A 15934-nucleotide genomic window follows, 5' to 3' on the forward strand; every position below is an offset into this window, starting at 1 on the left:
GTCAAGCTTGGTGAACCGCCGTATACCGAACGGTACGTACGGTGGTGTGAGAGGACGGGGGTTAGTCGCCCCCTCCTACTCGATTATAATGGAGTCCGGTTTTTTGCTTTGATGAAGGGCTATAAAGTTGTCATAAAAATATTATGGTAAACTAACAGGCGCAGACTCTCATTGAATTCAACTACGCTGAATAGTATAATTGATTCGATATCAAGTAGTATGGATTTTGTGTTGCAATGGCAAATGGAGGGAAACAAGCCGATGATGACGACCATTGCCCAGTTGGGGCAGCATGTGGGACAAGAAGTACGATTGGGCTGTTGGCTTTTTAACAAGCGCAGCAGTGGAAAAATACAATTTTTGCAGCTGCGCGACGGCTCCGGATTCATTCAGGGAGTAGTCGTCAAAGCAGAAGTATCGGAAGACGTATGGGAAGCAGCATCGCAATTGACACAGGAGAGCTCTTTGTACATAAACGGCATCGTTCGGGCAGATGACCGTGCGCCGAGCGGCTATGAATTGACCGTGACCGGCATTGAAATTATTCAAATCTCCCACGATTACCCGATTTCGCTGAAGGAGCACGGGGTTGACTTCCTGATGGACCACCGCCACCTGTGGCTGAGAAGCCCTCGCCAGAGAGCGGTTATGTCGATCCGTTCCGAAGTGATTCGTGCGGTAAACGAATATTTTCACCAAAACGGCTTTTACAAAGTAGATCCGCCGATTTTGACTCCTACCTCTGCGGAGGGGACGACAAACCTCTTCCATACGAAGTATTTTGACGAGGACGCCTATCTTTCCCAATCCGGCCAGTTGTACATGGAAGCTGCTGCGATGGCTCTGGGACGGGTATACTCCTTTGGTCCGACCTTCCGTGCCGAAAAATCCAAAACGCGCCGTCACCTGATCGAGTTTTGGATGATCGAGCCCGAGATGGCCTTCGTCGATCACGAAGAAAACCTGCGCATTCAAGAAGAGTTTGTGTCTCATGTCGTACAGTCTGTTTTGAAAAACTGCCAGCGCGAGCTGAAAACACTGGAGCGCGACACGACCAAGCTGCAAAATGTCGTCGGACCGTTCCCGCGGATTTCTTATGATGACGCGATCAAACTGCTTCAGGAAAAAGGAAGCGAGATCAAGTGGGGCGATGATTTCGGCGCTCCTGACGAGACGGCGATTGCCGAGCATTTTGACAAACCGGTATTCATTACCCACTACCCGACAGAAATCAAGGCGTTCTATATGAAGCCAGATCCGAACAGACCAGAGGTTGTCCTCTGTGCCGATCTGATCGCACCGGAGGGATATGGGGAAATCATTGGCGGAAGCCAGCGTATTGACGATCCTGTCCTTTTGGAAGAGCGGTTCAAAGAACATGAACTGTCTGAAGAAGCGTATAAATGGTATCTCGATCTGCGCAAATACGGGACTGTGCCTCACTCCGGATTTGGTTTGGGACTGGAGCGCACAATCGCCTGGATTTGCGGTTTGGACCATGTCCGCGAAACGATTCCGTTCCCGCGCATGCTTTATCGCCTCTACCCGTAACCCGCTGCTTTTTTGGCGGTTACACGCTCAGTATCTTACACCCTGCTGCCGGAGGGCGGCAGGGTATTTACGTTCTTCAAACCAACGCGAACAGCACGCCAGCATGCAATCATGGCGATGAGGTGAAAATGTCTCATGGAATCACAACTATTACAGATTTTGCAAGAAGGAGCCACATCGATTTCCAACCTCCTTTTAAAAATGTACAAGCAAACGTCGCTCTCTGATGAAGAAATGATTCTCATTATCCATTTGTTATCCTTTCAGCAAGAGGGAAATCGCTTTCCGACGATTCAGGAGCTGGAGGATCGGATGTCGATGTCATCAACCAGACTGATCCAGACATTGCAAAAGCTTTTGAAGGAAGAATGGATCAGCATTGACGAATACATCGATCCCGAGACAGGGATGCGTCATGAGCTGTACAATCTGACTCCCTTGTATCGCAAGCTTTATCAAAGCTGGCGGGAGCAGCGCAGCGTATCCCGGATGATTGACCCGGTGGTAGAGCCTTTTGCCGAAATGGCCAGTACATTGGAAGGCGAGCAGACGGGATTGTACACCCGCTTTGAACAGGCGTTTGGCCGTCCGCTATCGCCGTTTGAGCTGGAGACGATCCACATCTGGACCAATCAGGACGGTTATTCGGATGAACTGATTCTGACAGCATTGCGGGAGGCAGCTACGGTCGGCAAGCTGCACATCCGCTATATCGACCGAATTCTTTTGGAATGGCAAAAGCAAAAGATAACAAGCGTCGAAGAAGCAAGGCACTATAGTCTCCGTTTCAGGCGCCATACGCCTATAAGCGATCAGCGTCAGCCGCTGTGAGGAAATCCCTCGCAGCGGTTTTTTCTTTTCCCCTGTACATGTACCTATTTGGGATCTTGTTCATACCATAAAAAGAGCGAAAGCTGTCGGAATGATTGACTTGGTCAAGCGAATCTTGATGTCGGATTGGTCTGGAGGTCATGAAGCATGGAAAAGCGAAAAAAAGGTGAGACCACACATTGGATTATGCCGGGAGTGTTTTCTGGCGAATTCGTGGTGGATGAAGCTGTTGAACGCGTTCAATTGAAAAAACTGGGAGACCAACGGGACGCCGCGGAAGCGCTGTGGAAAGAGAGGGCGGAAGAAATTCAAAAAGAGCTTGCGGCTCTCAAAGAAGCGGTGTCACGCTGGGAAGAACGGTTTAAGGTGCTGCAGGAAGAGCAGAAGCGCGAGCGAGAGTACCTGTACCAGGTCGTTCTTTCTTTAAAACAGGAGTGGGAGCGGGAGCGAAATGAAAATCGCCATCATTAGTCCCGGCCCCTTCTCTGTGCCGCCGGTCAAGGGCAGCTCAGTAGAGCATGATATCGATGAAGTGAGCAAGATGTTTGGGCCGGAGCATCAAGTGACCATCTACACGCGAACGTGCCCGACCTACCCTCGTTCGAGCTTTGAAGAGGGGAGAGACATTATCCGTTTTCCTTATAAGGGTCCCGGCCCTTATCTCAAGCGAATCATCGGCGATTTGAAAAGACGAAGTCCCGACGTGATCCTGGTGGAGAATCGCCCCAATTTCGTGCCTGCTTTGCGGAGAAAATTTCCATCAGTTCCGATCTATGTGAATATGCACTCTCACGTATACGCCGCCAAATGGTTTATCAGTCCGGAGAAAATGAGACAAATCGTACGGCTCGCAGATGGGTTTATCACCAACAGTGAATATCTGCGTCAGCATTTTATAGAAAAGCATCGTATCCCCCCAGACAAAGTCCATGCGGTTCACCTGGGGGTAGACGTGACGCCTTATCAGCTAGCAAAAATCAATTTCGGAGTAAGAAATTTGCGGCGGAAGCTGGGACTCAGACATGATGATCGGATCATGTTCTACGCAGGCAGGCTGATGAGGGCAAAAGGCGTCCACGTCCTGCTCAAGGCATTCCGGAAGGTGTGCGAACAGGATCCAAAGGCCAAGCTCATCATCGTGGGAGGAACTGGCTATGGAAGCAATCGAATGAACCCGTATGTCCGGTATTTGCACCAGCTGGCGAAACCACTGGGCGACCGGGTGAAATTTGTGAACTTTATCCCGAGCCAGGAGATGCCCCTGTACTACCAGATCGGCGATATTGTGGCAACGCCTTCCGTCTGGCAAGAGCCGTTTTGCCGGGTCAACCTGGAAGCGATGGCATCCGGAAAGCCGGTGATTACGACACCGAGAGGCGGGATCGGGGAGGTCGTCACACACGAGGACTCGGGTTACGTGATCTCTCCCAAGGAATGGGAAAAGGAACTGCCCAGGATTTGGGATGAGCTGTGGAGCATTCCTCACCTGCGAAATCAGATGGGAAAACGCGCATTGGTCCGGGCGAAGCAATTTTCTTGGTACGCCACAGCCCAAGGCTATTTACAGGCTTTTGAAAAGGGGGCTGACAAACGCGCAAGAGTCGCAGCAGCTTACAAAAAGGTCGGATAAATCGGGCGCGAATCAGACTGGGTGGTCGCCCTTTCTGCCCCGGTTGTGGACTTCTGCCCTGTCCAGATACGGCGGGACGCATACCTTATAAGTATCGCTAGAAGCACAACTGGGGAGTGATTTTTGTGAAAGGGTTAATCTTATGCGCCGGACGTGGCACGAGACTCCATCCATTTTCCTATTCGCAACCAAAAACCCTCCTCCCTGTGGCTAATCAACCGGTTCTATTCTACTGCATTCGCAAGCTGATTGAAGTGGGTGTCCGTGACATCGGAATCGTCATTCACCCTTCCCAAGTGCAGATTTCAGGATACGTAGGCGATGGTAGTCAATTTGGGGCTACCATTACCTATATCGAGCAGGAATCGCCGCTTGGGATTGCTCATGCAGTGAATATTTCACAGCCATTCCTCCAAGACGAACCGTTTATCCTTTTGTTAGGCGATAACTTGCTTATGGATTCCTTGCACAATCTCGTTCGCAGATTCCAGGACAATCGTGCAGACGGAATCGTCATGCTGAGCGAGGTAGAAAAGCCGCAGGACTACGGGATCGCAGAGGTACACGAGGGGCGTCTTATCTCCGTGGTGGAAAAACCTGTTGTGCCAAAAAGCAATCTCGCAGTGATTGGTGCTTACTTATTTACAAGGCCGATCTTTGAGGCGATCGCCTCGCTGAGCCCTTCTTCTCGCGGAGAGTACGAGATTACGGATGCGATCCAGACGATGATCGATCGTGGATCTTTCATTGCGCATACGACAACAAACGGGAAATACACCGACGTAGGGACGATAGAGCGTTGGCTGGAGGCGAATCGGTGGATGCTTTCCCGGGAGTTGGGAGAAAAATTGGCAATCGGAGAGGGCAGCGTCGTACAACATTGCGAGATTGTCGGTCCGGTTTTAATAGGGAAAGGATGTCATATCGAGAACTGTCGGCTAGGGCCGTACGTTTCCATTCAGGATGGTGTCCAGATATCGAATTGTACGCACATCGAGAACAGTATTTTATTGGAAAACAGCTCTATTCATGATGTGTCATGGCAAATGAAAGACAGTGTCTTCGGACGCGAGTCTTTTTTCAAAGGAAGCAGTGATCGAAAAGCCAGTATGTTTATTTTGAGTGACAAATCCTCCATCCAGCTTCCCTCTACGGGAGGTGACAGTGAATGACCAATCCAACTCCGTTGTTTACCGTAGTGATTCCCGCTTACAATCGCGCCAAATACATTCGCAAAGCAATTTCCAGTGTCATGAAGCAGACGTGCAAGGACTGGAAGCTGCTGATCATGGATGATGCGTCGACAGACAAAACAAGACATAAGGTAGAACGCTATCTGTTCAATCCAAACGTTCAATATTACCGGATGGAAGAGAACTCGGGCATCTCCAAAGTGATGAACAAGGCTTTGACAATGGTTGATACGCCTTTTCTGGTTCAGCTTGATTCTGATGACTGGCTTCCGAAACGCTCCCTTGCGATCTTGAAAAAGCATATCCTGCGCGACAAGAAGAACAAGCGCGCACTCTTCTATGGAAACGTCAAAATCTGGCGTGTGAGAAGAGGCAAGTACGTCAATCCATTTTTGGTCAAACACAAGCAGTTCAACACGAAATATCAATTTCTCAAATACAACCATTGGATGGTGGCTCCCCGCTGTTACCGCGTTTCGGCCCTGCAAAAGGTGGGGGGCTGGGATACTTCCGACAAGTATGAAGGCAGGATCATGGAGGACAGAAGGATTATCCTCCGCCTGATCGAGCGGTATCGGGTGAAGTGGATTAATCGAAAGCTGTACAATCGGACCAAACACAGAGGCCAGTTGACAGACAACAAGATGAAGCGGAAGCGCAACGAGCTGCGCAGAAAAACGTTCCGGTATTATCTGAAACGCTGGGGCAACAAGTACAAGGCCGTATACGGTTATAAGAACGGGTACTTGATTATCAAGCGATTGAAAAAGAAAAAGGGAAGGAGGAGACGGCGGCGATGAGAAAGGTGCTCATTACAGGCTGTGCTGGATTTATCGGGTCCCATTTGACTCAGCGCCTGCTGCAGGAGGGTCATCATGTCGTCGGAGTCGACGGTTTTATCGACAACTATGATGTGGCCTGTAAATTACGCAATCTCTCGCTGATCGGTCAACATTCCCTGTTTACGTTTCACTCGGCCCTGCTATCGGAAAAGCGCTGGGAGGAATGGCTGGATGAGGTTGATCTGGTATTCCATCTGGCTGCTCTTCCCGGCGTCCGTACCAGTTGGGGGAAGGCATTTTCCGACTATCTGGCACACAACCTGCTTGCAACACAAGAATTGCTCGATGCCTGTACGCGTCTAAAGACTGCTCCAAAGGTGATCATTTCCTCCTCGTCCTCTGTGTACGGAACGATGCGGGAAGGAATGACCGATGAGCAATCCCCCATTCATCCGATTTCCCCTTACGGCGTCACCAAGGCGGCCATGGAGCAGATTTGTCGTGTCTACGTCGAGGCGTACGGTCTTCCTGTCGTCATGCTGCGATACTTTACCGTCTACGGCCCGAGACAGCGGCCGGATATGGCTTTTCACCGATTTTTCAAGCAATTGCTGCGCGGTGAGCCGATAACCGTTTACGGGGACGGTCTTCAGAGCCGCGATTTTACATTTGTCTCGGATGCGGTCGAGGCCAATCTGCTGGCGGAAAAATACGCTGGACCAGGCGACGTGTACAACATTGGCGGGGACAGGGAAATCAAGCTGATGGAAGTGCTGGAGCTGATGGGCCAACTGACCTCTACAGTACCGGCTGTTGTGCATTTGCCTGCGATCGCGGGAGATTCCCGGCGAACAAGCGCCGACATCCGATTGGCCCAATCCAAACTCGGCTACCACCCGAAGGTGAAACTGGAAGAGGGATTGCGATTGCAGCTGGAAGATATTCGAGCCCAGATAAAAGGGTAAAACGGGAGGTTTGACATGCAACGGGTACTAGTCTACCGCCGCAAGTTTCTCCCTAAAAGCGAAACGTTTATTTATGAGCAATTGATCGGACACAAGCGCGTACAGACTGCCGTATTGGCCCGGCAAAAGCACTTTAACCGAAAGCAGTTTCCGTATTCCCCCGTATATGTGAAAAAGCGGTTCAAGGGACTTGCCCAGTGGTTGAAAAAAAAGAAATTCGGCTGTTTGCACGCCAGGTTCGGTCCGGCTGGAGTGGAAATACTTCCCTATGCCCGCAAGGCAAAGCTGCCGTTGATCACCTCCTTTCACGGCTTCGATGCAACGAAGCGCGTCAGGGAAAGCAGCGCCTACCGCCGTCAATTAAAAAAGCTGTTTCGCAAAGGAACAGCTTTTACCGTCGTCAGCGACCATATGAAAAAACGTCTCGTTCGGCTCGGTTGTCCGAAACACAAGATCACATTGATTCGCTCCGGCATTGACTTCAATAAATTCCCGATGCAACCGCAGCATCCTGTAAAAAATGGGGCTTTTCGTCTTTTGAGCGTCGGTCGTCTGACGGAGAAGAAGGGAATGGATACGCTGATCAAAGCGTTTTCCCGTGTGGTGCGTCAATACCCGAACGCTACGCTGACGATTGTCGGAGACGGCGAAGAGAAACAAAAGCTGCGGCGGATGATTAAAAAGCGAAATCTTGGCGGGAGCGTCAAGCTTCGCGGCGCGATGCCCCATCGGGAGGTCCAGCGGGAGCTGGCGAACTGCCATCTTTTCGTGATCGCATGCAAGACAGCCAAAAACGGCAATCAAGAGGGGATTCCCAATGTTTTGATGGAAGCGATGGCAAGCGGACGTCCGGTCATCTCGACCTATCATGCCGGTATTCCGGAATTGGTTGAGCACGAGGTTACCGGTTATCTGGTGCCGGAAAAGTCCCCCGGCCGTTTGGCAAAGATGATTCAGCATGTGTTGGGCCGAACGGATGAGTGGCCAGCCATTGCCGCAAGGGCCAGAGCCAAGGTAGAAAGCAATCACGACATTCAAAAACAGCGCGCCAGGCTGGAAGATTTATATGTGAGCGTGCTGAAAAAACGATGAGGTGAAGGAATGAATGTAGCCGTCATTGGAACGGGTTATGTCGGATTAAACACGGCTGTTTCCCTTGCCTTGCACGGTCATCGAGTCGTCGGAATCGACGTGGACGAAGAAAAAGTAAAGCAATTAAAGCAGCGACACTGCCCCATCTATGAGCCGGGGCTGGAAGAGGCCATGCGATCCGTGATGGATCAGGGGAATCTTCACTTTGACCATACATTGAATGGGGATGCCAAGGAAGCGGACATTTTGTTTATCTGCGTGGGGACCCCTGAATCGGCAGACGGTTCGGCTGATCTCGGGTATCTGTTTGCCGTGGTAGAAGATGTGAGGGCCGTGTACGCCAGCAATCCGGTGAGACGAGGAGTCGTCATCAAAAGCACAGTACCGGTGGGGACGGGAGACCGGGTGGCGGAGCTTCTCGGAGATTGCAAGGAGCTCCACGTCATTTCGAATCCGGAGTTTTTGCGCGAGGGAAGTGCCCTGCAGGATGCCTTGAACCCGTCGCGCATCGTGATCGGAGCAGAGTCGGCGGCAGCGTTTTCCTTGATGGATGAACTCTACGAAGGCTATTCTTGCCCTATGGTAAAAACGACCCGCCGAACTGCCGAGCTGATCAAGTACGCGTCCAATGCGTTTCTTGCCACACGCATTTCCTTCATGAACGAATTGGCCCGGCTCAGTACGGTATTGGGCACGGACATCGAGACGGTCGCACGCGGGATGGGGCTGGACAGCCGGATCGGCCCCGAGTTTTTGCGAGCCGGGATCGGTTATGGCGGATCATGCTTTCCGAAAGACACCATAGCCCTCTTGCAAGTGGGAAAAAGAAACGGAGTGAAATTGAGCATTCTCGAACAGGTGCGAGAAGTAAACCGCACACAGCCGGAATGGTGCGTTCAGCTTATCCGTGAACAATTGGGCGGCTTGCATGGGAAACGGGTTGCCGTTTTGGGGCTGTCTTTTAAGCCGGATACGGACGACATCCGTGAATCGCGGTCACTCCCTATCATCAAGCAGCTGCTGCACGAAGGGGCAATCGTTTCCGCGTATGACCCGATCTCGATGGAGACGGTGGCAAAGCTGTATCCACAGGTCAGCTATGCAGACGACATCTACGCCACGCTGACTGGTGCAGATGCAGCATTGCTCGCTACGGAATGGAAGCAATGCGTGAACCTCGATTGGCAAAAAGCAAAAGCCGTGATGGCCAAACCGGTGCTATTCGACGGAAGGAATGCCTGGCCGTCGGAGCTTGTCAAGCAGTACGGTTTTGCCTATCAGGGAGTGGGAAGAAGCTGACTTTGCCTCCATGGAAAGTCGGCTTCTTGCTCGTATATTGATTTGAACCCGGTGCAAGAATACGCTACGATAATACATATGGATTGTTTTGCCACCCGAAACGAATGCGAGGAGTGAGTGATATTGAATAAAAGCAAAACGTTGCCAAAGCGCAATGAGGTGCCTGCGGAATTCAAATGGCGTTTGGAAGATATGTACGCGAGCGACAGCGATTGGGAAAAAGACGTGCAAACAGTGAAGCAACTGGCCGAGAGAATCGCTACCCAAAAAGGCAAGCTGGGCAGCTCCGGACAACAGTTGCTCGAAACGCTGCGCCTCCAGGATGAACTGCTGAAGACGCTTGACCAGGTATACGTTTACGCCCGGATGCGCCGCGACGAGGACAATACGAACAGCACCTACCAGGCGCTGACGGATCGGGCGACGACGCTCAGTACACAAGTATACGGAGCCATTTCGTACATACAGCCGGAGATTTTGGGCATTCCGCAAGAAGAGCTGGAGAAATGGCTGAAAGAAGTGCCAGGTCTCGAGCATTACCGCATTCTTCTGGAGGAAATCACGCGGTTCAAACCGCATACGCTTTCGGCTGAAGAAGAGGCGATTATGGCCAATGTAAGCGAGCTTGCTTCCGCGCCCTCCAAAATTTACGGCATGCTGAACAATGCAGACATCAAATTTCCGATGATCACGGATGAAAACGGGGAAGAAGTCGAACTGACCAAAGGCCGCTATGTGCAGTTTATGGAAAGCAAGGACCGCCGCGTCCGCCGTGAAGCGTTCGAGGCTCTGTATGCCACATACGGGAAGCATCGCAATACGATTGCAGCCTCCCTCACGTCCGCAGTCAAGGCTGACGTGTTTTACGCCCGCACGCGCAAGTACCCGTCGGCCATTTACGCGGCCCTGTTTGCCGACAACGTCGATCTGTCCGTCTACGACAACCTCATTTCTACGATTCGCGAGCATCTGCCGCTCATGCATCGCTACATCGCGCTGAGAAAGAAAATGCTGGCGGTAGATGAGCTGCACATGTACGATTTGTATGTTCCCATTGTCCCTGAGGTTGATATGAAGATCCCGTACGAGCAAGCCGTGGAGACGATCAAGGAAGCGCTCAAGCCGCTCGGAGATGAGTACGGCAGCGTGCTGGCTGAAGGGTTTTCAAATGGCTGGGTCGATGTCTACGAAAACGAAGGAAAGACGAGCGGAGCGTACTCCTGGGGTGCGTACACATCTCACCCGTACGTCCTGATGAACTACCAGGACAACGTCAACAACATGTTTACGCTAGCCCACGAAATGGGGCATGCCCTGCACAGCTACTACTCCCATAAGGAACAGCCGTACACCTATTCGGACTACAAGATTTTTGTCGCAGAGGTGGCTTCCACGCTGAATGAAGCTCTGCTCATGGACCATCTGCTGGAAACGACGACTGACAAGCAGCAGCGGATGTATTTGCTCAACTACTACCTGGAGCAGTTCCGCGGGACTGTGTTCCGGCAGACGATGTTTGCCGAATTTGAAAAGCTCGTGCATGCCAAGACAGAGCAGGAAGAACCGCTTACCGCAGACAGCTTGAGCGAATTGTACAGAGAGCTGAATGTCGCCTACCACGGTTCAGATATGATCGTTGACAAGGAAATCGATCTGGAATGGGCGAGAATTCCTCACTTCTATCGCAACTTTTACGTCTATAAGTACGCTACCGGCTTCTCGGCAGCGACCTCCCTCGCCAAGCAAATTCTTGAGGAGGGCAAGCCCGCTGTAGACCGCTATCTGCAATTCCTCAAAAGCGGAAGCTCCGACTATCCGCTGGAATTGTTGAAGAAAGCTGGCGTGGACATGACGTCTCCGGAACCGATCCGCGAAGCGTTGGCTGTGTTCGCAAAGAGACTGGAAGAGATGGAACAGCTCATCGGCCAAGCATAACCGCTATTAGGCAGCAAAAACGATAAACGAGTGTAAAACCAGGGAATTGTCCCTGGTTTTTTTATTTCTTAACGCGAAACGACACAAATCAGACACATTTTTGGAGAGAAGAGGTAATTTTTCAAGTATCTATTTCGTAATGACTGAAGGGGAAAGGATACCAGAGCCCCTCCGTCTCAAGGCGGAGACGAAGTTCCATCCGCTGGCTGTTTTGAAAAGGATGGAAAAACTGGCACAATACCCTTGGGAATGATTGTTACGATTTGGAGGAATTTTCGTGAAGAGACGCGCATCCATTCTACTGGCCATCGTTGTACTAACGACCGCCGGGTGCGGGCCGGGAGCTTCCGAACCGGCAGCACAGCAAGAAACAAAAGCAAAAGTAGTCGAAGTATTTACAGTCAGGAAGTCGACAGATCCCGTACTGTTGACGACGACGGGGTTGGTGGAAGCCAAAAGAGAGGCGATTCTGCAGTTCGGCACTTCAGGAACCGTTTCTTCACTTCCAGTTGGCAAGGGGAGCAAAGTTTCGCAAGGCCAGTTGCTGGCCAGCCTCGATACCCGCTATTACCAGAAAGAAGTGGAAGCGGCTGCCGGCCAGGTGGAAGAAGCAAATGCCCGCAAGGTAAAAACACTGAAAGGCGCATCGGAAGAATCCATTCAAAAACAGCGGCTGCAGGTCCAAAGCTCCCAGCAGGATTTTGACAAAGCCAGCCAGGATGTCCTGCTGGGAGAAAAGCTGTTCGCCGGAGGAGCCATTTCCCAAAGTGAGCTTGACGATCGTCGACGGGCCAAAGACCAGGCGCAAATACAATTGCAGAACGACAAGCTTGCTCTGGAAGAGCTCCTGCGTGGCGCAGAGCCGGAGGATGTGATTGTCGCCAATGCCTCCATCAAGCAGGCTGCGGGGCAAGTAGAACGGGCGAAAAAGACGCTTAATGATACAAAAATTGTCGCTCCGTTCGCAGGCATGGTTGTGGATGTTTCCAAGCAAGTCGGGGAGCTGGCATCTCCGGGCGAGCAAGTGATTCAGATCGTCGACCTGTCCGATGTGAAAGTCACGCTGGATGTCGCGAACGACGTCATCGGCCAGTACCAGGAAAACGCGAAAGTCCAGGTCGTGGGAGAGGACGGCAAAAAAAGTGAAGGAACGATCAGCTTTGTATCACCTGTCGTTGACAAACAGACGGGAAAATACCGTGTCGAGGTAACTGTGCCCAACCCGCAAGGCCAATGGAAGGGCGGAATGGTGGCAACGGTTGAAATTCCCCGCAAGCTGAACGGCTTTCTCGTACCGCTTGAAAGCGTCGGGGTCTCCCAATCCGAGTATTACGTCATGGCTGTTGAAAATGGATTGACCGTTAAGCGGCCGGTCAAAACGGGCCAGATGGTGGGAGATCGGATCGAGGTGCTGTCGGGAGTCAATGATGGCGACCAGCTTCTGCGCTCCGGCATCACGTTCTATGTAGAAGGGCAAAAAGTGGAGGCGAAAGGGGAATAGGCATGGAAAAGATTATTCTCTTTTTGCTGAAACGACGGCTGATTGTCTATCTGTTCACCTTTCTCATCACTATTGCCGGTCTCGGCGCCTTGTTTAGCTTTAATATCGAGCTCGTACCGAAAACCAATTTGCCGCAGATCTCCGTCCGGATATCCGGAGGGTCGCTGCCTCCTGAAGAAATGGAGGAAAAGATCACCAAGAAGGTCGAGCAGGAGATCAAGTCAATGGCAGGCGTGAAAGAATACTCCTCGACAACAGGCACCGGCTCGGTCACAATCCGGGTTACCGCCGAGGAAGGGGAAGGAGAACGCGTCAAGCAGGACGTTCAAAACGCCGTTAACAGGCTTCGCAATAATTTTCCTAAAAACGTAGATACCGTAAATGTCATGCAAGACAACCTGGGTGACGAGATGTTGATTGAATACGCCATGGTCGGAGCAGAACCGAAGGCGATGCTCAGTTTGGCAAAAACATCAATCAAGGATCGGATCGAGGATGTTCCCGGGGTAAAGGAAGTCGAAGTATCGGATCGAAGCTTTGAAAACAAGATTACGGTCACGTTGCGACCAGAGCGCTTGGCTGCTTATCACGCCACTCCGTCGGGGGTAATTGACCAGCTCCAGGCAACCAACTGGAAGCAAGCGGTGGGGACCCTCGAAAATACCGGGTTCGATACAGTCGTAATGATTGACAACTCGTACACGACAGCTCAGGAATTGAGTCAACTTGCGATCGATACACCAAAAGGAACCGTTACGTTGGACCAATTGGCGATAATCGATGACATGCGCGGAAAAGTAAAGGACTTCGTCGCCTTGACGGATGGACAGGTGTTTGTAAACCTCAGCGTCAAACGCGCGGAAGGCAGCGACTTGATCTCCACGCAGGCAAAAGTGGAAGAGGTTGTCAAACAAATCAACGCCGAAGCAAACGGGCAGTATCAGCTTAAGGTGATGATCGAGGCAGTCTCCTATATCGACCACGCTGTCACCAATTTGAGCCGTGATGTGATCATCGGCGGTGCTCTTGCCATTTTGGTCTTGCTCGTTTTTCTGCGCAATTGGCGGGTGACATTGGTGATCGCCACGACCCTGCCCTTGTCGGCCATGATGACCTTTATCGCGATGAAGGCAGGCGGCTACAATATCGATATGATCAGCTTGCTCTCGCTCAGCTTGTCCGTAGGTCTGATCGTCGACGCCGCGATCGTGGTTCTGGAATCCATTTATCAGTTTCGGGAAAAAGGGGAGCCCATCACCCAGGCGATTGTAAAAGGGACTCGCGAGGTCATGACTCCCGTGTTTACCTCCCAGCTGACGATCATTGTCGTATTTTTGCCGCTCGTGCTGGCGGATTTTGAAAGCTGGCTCAAGCCGATTTTAGGTGCCATCGCTTTTACGGTTACGGCTGCAATCACAGCTTCGACATTGGCCGCGTTCTTCTTTGTTCCTGTCTTCTCTGACCGTTTCCTCAAGAACGACAAGAAGGTATCTTTGGAAGGAGAAGGCAAGGAGCACTTCATTGTCCGGGCGTTTACGAATCTGTTGAGAAAAGCGCTGCGTCACCGGATCAAGACGATCATGCTTGCCGTGAGCCTGTTTGTCGGTTCCTTTTTCTTGATGCCGTTCATGAAGATGGGGCAGGGCATCAATCCAAATGAAAATATGGTGTTCGCTTCGATCACCATGCCGACAGGCTCGACGCTGGAGAACACCCAGAGAGCCGCTCTGGACGCGGAAACAACGCTTCGCGAGCTGCCGGACGTCAAGGATGTCTTCTTTTTCGCAAGCAAAGAAAACGCAGAGCTGTTTTTGATGCTGAAAGGAAAAAAAGAGAGACAGTACGGGAAAGACGAACTGACTCTGGAGATAAATGAGCGGCTTCAAGCGATTCAGGGAATCGAGAGCATTACCACCTCTTTTGGCAGCCAGGGAGGAGCTGCACCGGTACAGCTCGATATTACCGGAGAGGACATGGAGAAAATGCGTCAAATCGCAGGCGAAGTGGAAGGCATGCTTGCGACGATACCAGGCGTCTCCAATATCCGCAATGACTTTAAAGAAGGCAAAGAAAAAGTCACTCTGCTCCCGAAGCAGGAGGCGTTGGCCCGGATGCAGGTCGATCATCGCTCGCTTCTGCAGCAGATCAGCATGTTGATCGGGGATCAGCCGGTGACGACCATTACGACAGATGGCATTGAAGTAGATGTGGTAGCCAAAATGCCGGAGGGCTGGCTAAAGCATCCGGAGCAGCTCAATCAGATCATGATCACGTCCAAAACAGGCGCAGAGGTGCCTTTGGGCGATCTGGTAGAATGGCGCTACAGCAAATCGCCGGTTACGATCACGCATGAAAAAGGCGAGCGGATCGTCACTGTCTCCGCAGAGCTGCTGGGCAGCGACCTGGGTACGGTCGGCCGGCAGATCAACGAAAAGCTTCCGCAGCTTGCCGTCCCGGCAGGGTATCAAGTGGAGATTGCCGGCAAACTGAAGGAGCAAAGCTCTACCATGACCCAAGGTCTCTTTGTCTTCCTCGGTGTGATCGCGCTGATTTACGTGATCATGGTGGCCCAGTTCGGCCGCATGTCTCAACCGTTCATTATTATGCTGACGATTCCGATGGCCTTAGTCGGTGTGATTCTCGGGTTCGTGCTGACCCAGCGCGTCTTTGGGGAGATGGCCATGATCGGGATGATCATGCTGGTCGGTATCGTAGTGTCCAACGCAATCCTGCTCATTGACCGGATCAATCTGCTTCGCGAGCGGGGAATGGAATTGGGAGAAGCGATCGTCCAAGGGACAAAAGACAGGGTGCGTCCCGTTATCATGACCAAGCTGACTGCCATCCTGGGCATGCTGCCGATGGGGCTGGCAGTAGCGGAGGGCTCCGATCTGGAAGCGCCGCTTGCCACAGCGGTCATATCCGGTTTGGTCTTCCATACGATCGTGACACTCGTATTGGTGCCGGTGCTCTACTCGCTGTTCGAGAACGCGAAAGCGCGGCGCCTGGCTCGCAAGCAGACTCGTGAGGCCAAACGCTTGGCCAAACGACTGTCCAAGGCAGAAATACAGCCGACGGACATTTAGCTGCTTGGATGTGAAAAAGAAATGGATGTAAAAAAGAAACGAATAACAGTGAAGAAGCGGAGCGACAGT

12 protein-coding genes are annotated in these 15934 nt (G+C 51.7%); all 12 read left to right on the top strand.

What is annotated here, in order from left to right:
• Positions 1 to 261 precede the first annotated feature (261 nt).
• The 12 genes from asnS (at position 262) to EDM54_RS17625 (ending at position 15865) form a co-directional block, all read left to right on the top strand.
• A complete protein-coding gene (asnS, locus tag EDM54_RS17570) occupies positions 262 to 1551 on the top strand; it encodes an asparagine--tRNA ligase (protein WP_003387030.1) in 1290 nt (429 codons plus the stop codon).
• Positions 1552 to 1686: 135 nt separating this feature from the next.
• The gene (locus EDM54_RS17575; RefSeq protein ID WP_003387029.1) at positions 1687 to 2382 is read left to right on the top strand and encodes a DnaD domain-containing protein; all 696 of its coding nucleotides are present in this window, start codon (positions 1687 to 1689) and stop codon (positions 2380 to 2382) included.
• A gap of 147 nt (positions 2383 to 2529) precedes the next feature.
• On the top strand, positions 2530 to 2853 hold the full coding sequence (locus tag EDM54_RS17580) for a hypothetical protein (protein ID WP_024985019.1): 324 nt from the start codon (positions 2530 to 2532) through the stop codon (positions 2851 to 2853).
• Positions 2834 to 4012, top strand: coding sequence for a glycosyltransferase family 4 protein (locus EDM54_RS17585; protein ID WP_031933277.1), 1179 nt, complete (start codon positions 2834 to 2836; stop codon positions 4010 to 4012). Before EDM54_RS17580 ends, EDM54_RS17585 begins: the two co-directional genes overlap by 20 nt.
• A 125-nt stretch (positions 4013 to 4137) precedes the next feature.
• On the top strand, positions 4138 to 5184 hold the full coding sequence (locus EDM54_RS17590) for a glucose-1-phosphate thymidylyltransferase (protein ID WP_003387024.1): 1047 nt from the start codon (positions 4138 to 4140) through the stop codon (positions 5182 to 5184).
• Entirely contained in the window at positions 5181 to 6005 is an 825-nt protein-coding gene (locus EDM54_RS17595) for a glycosyltransferase family 2 protein (RefSeq protein WP_003387022.1), read from the top strand. Before EDM54_RS17590 ends, EDM54_RS17595 begins: the two co-directional genes overlap by 4 nt.
• The gene (locus EDM54_RS17600; protein WP_122958560.1) at positions 6002 to 6952 is read left to right on the top strand and encodes an NAD-dependent epimerase/dehydratase family protein; all 951 of its coding nucleotides are present in this window, start codon (positions 6002 to 6004) and stop codon (positions 6950 to 6952) included. The genes EDM54_RS17595 and EDM54_RS17600 overlap by 4 nt, the downstream gene beginning before the upstream one ends.
• A gap of 15 nt (positions 6953 to 6967) precedes the next feature.
• The gene (locus tag EDM54_RS17605; RefSeq protein ID WP_122958561.1) at positions 6968 to 8044 is read left to right on the top strand and encodes a glycosyltransferase; all 1077 of its coding nucleotides are present in this window, start codon (positions 6968 to 6970) and stop codon (positions 8042 to 8044) included.
• 9 nt (positions 8045 to 8053) lie between these two features.
• On the top strand, positions 8054 to 9343 hold the full coding sequence (locus EDM54_RS17610) for a UDP-glucose dehydrogenase family protein (protein WP_122958562.1): 1290 nt from the start codon (positions 8054 to 8056) through the stop codon (positions 9341 to 9343).
• 123 nt (positions 9344 to 9466) lie between these two features.
• Entirely contained in the window at positions 9467 to 11278 is a 1812-nt protein-coding gene (pepF, locus tag EDM54_RS17615) for an oligoendopeptidase F (RefSeq protein ID WP_003387016.1), read from the top strand.
• A 277-nt stretch (positions 11279 to 11555) separates the two neighbouring features.
• Positions 11556 to 12779 carry an efflux RND transporter periplasmic adaptor subunit gene (locus tag EDM54_RS17620; protein ID WP_003387015.1) on the top strand — a complete coding sequence of 408 codons (1224 nt, stop codon included), beginning with the start codon at positions 11556 to 11558 and terminating at the stop codon, positions 12777 to 12779.
• Between the two features lie 2 nt (positions 12780 to 12781).
• Positions 12782 to 15865, top strand: a complete 3084-nt coding sequence (locus tag EDM54_RS17625) for an efflux RND transporter permease subunit (RefSeq protein WP_024985023.1) — start codon at positions 12782 to 12784, stop codon at positions 15863 to 15865.
• Positions 15866 to 15934: the final 69 nt, after the last annotated feature.

The sequence above is a fragment of the Brevibacillus borstelensis genome, from assembly GCF_003710865.1.
Classification (GTDB): Bacteria; Bacillota; Bacilli; order Brevibacillales; family Brevibacillaceae; genus Brevibacillus; species Brevibacillus borstelensis.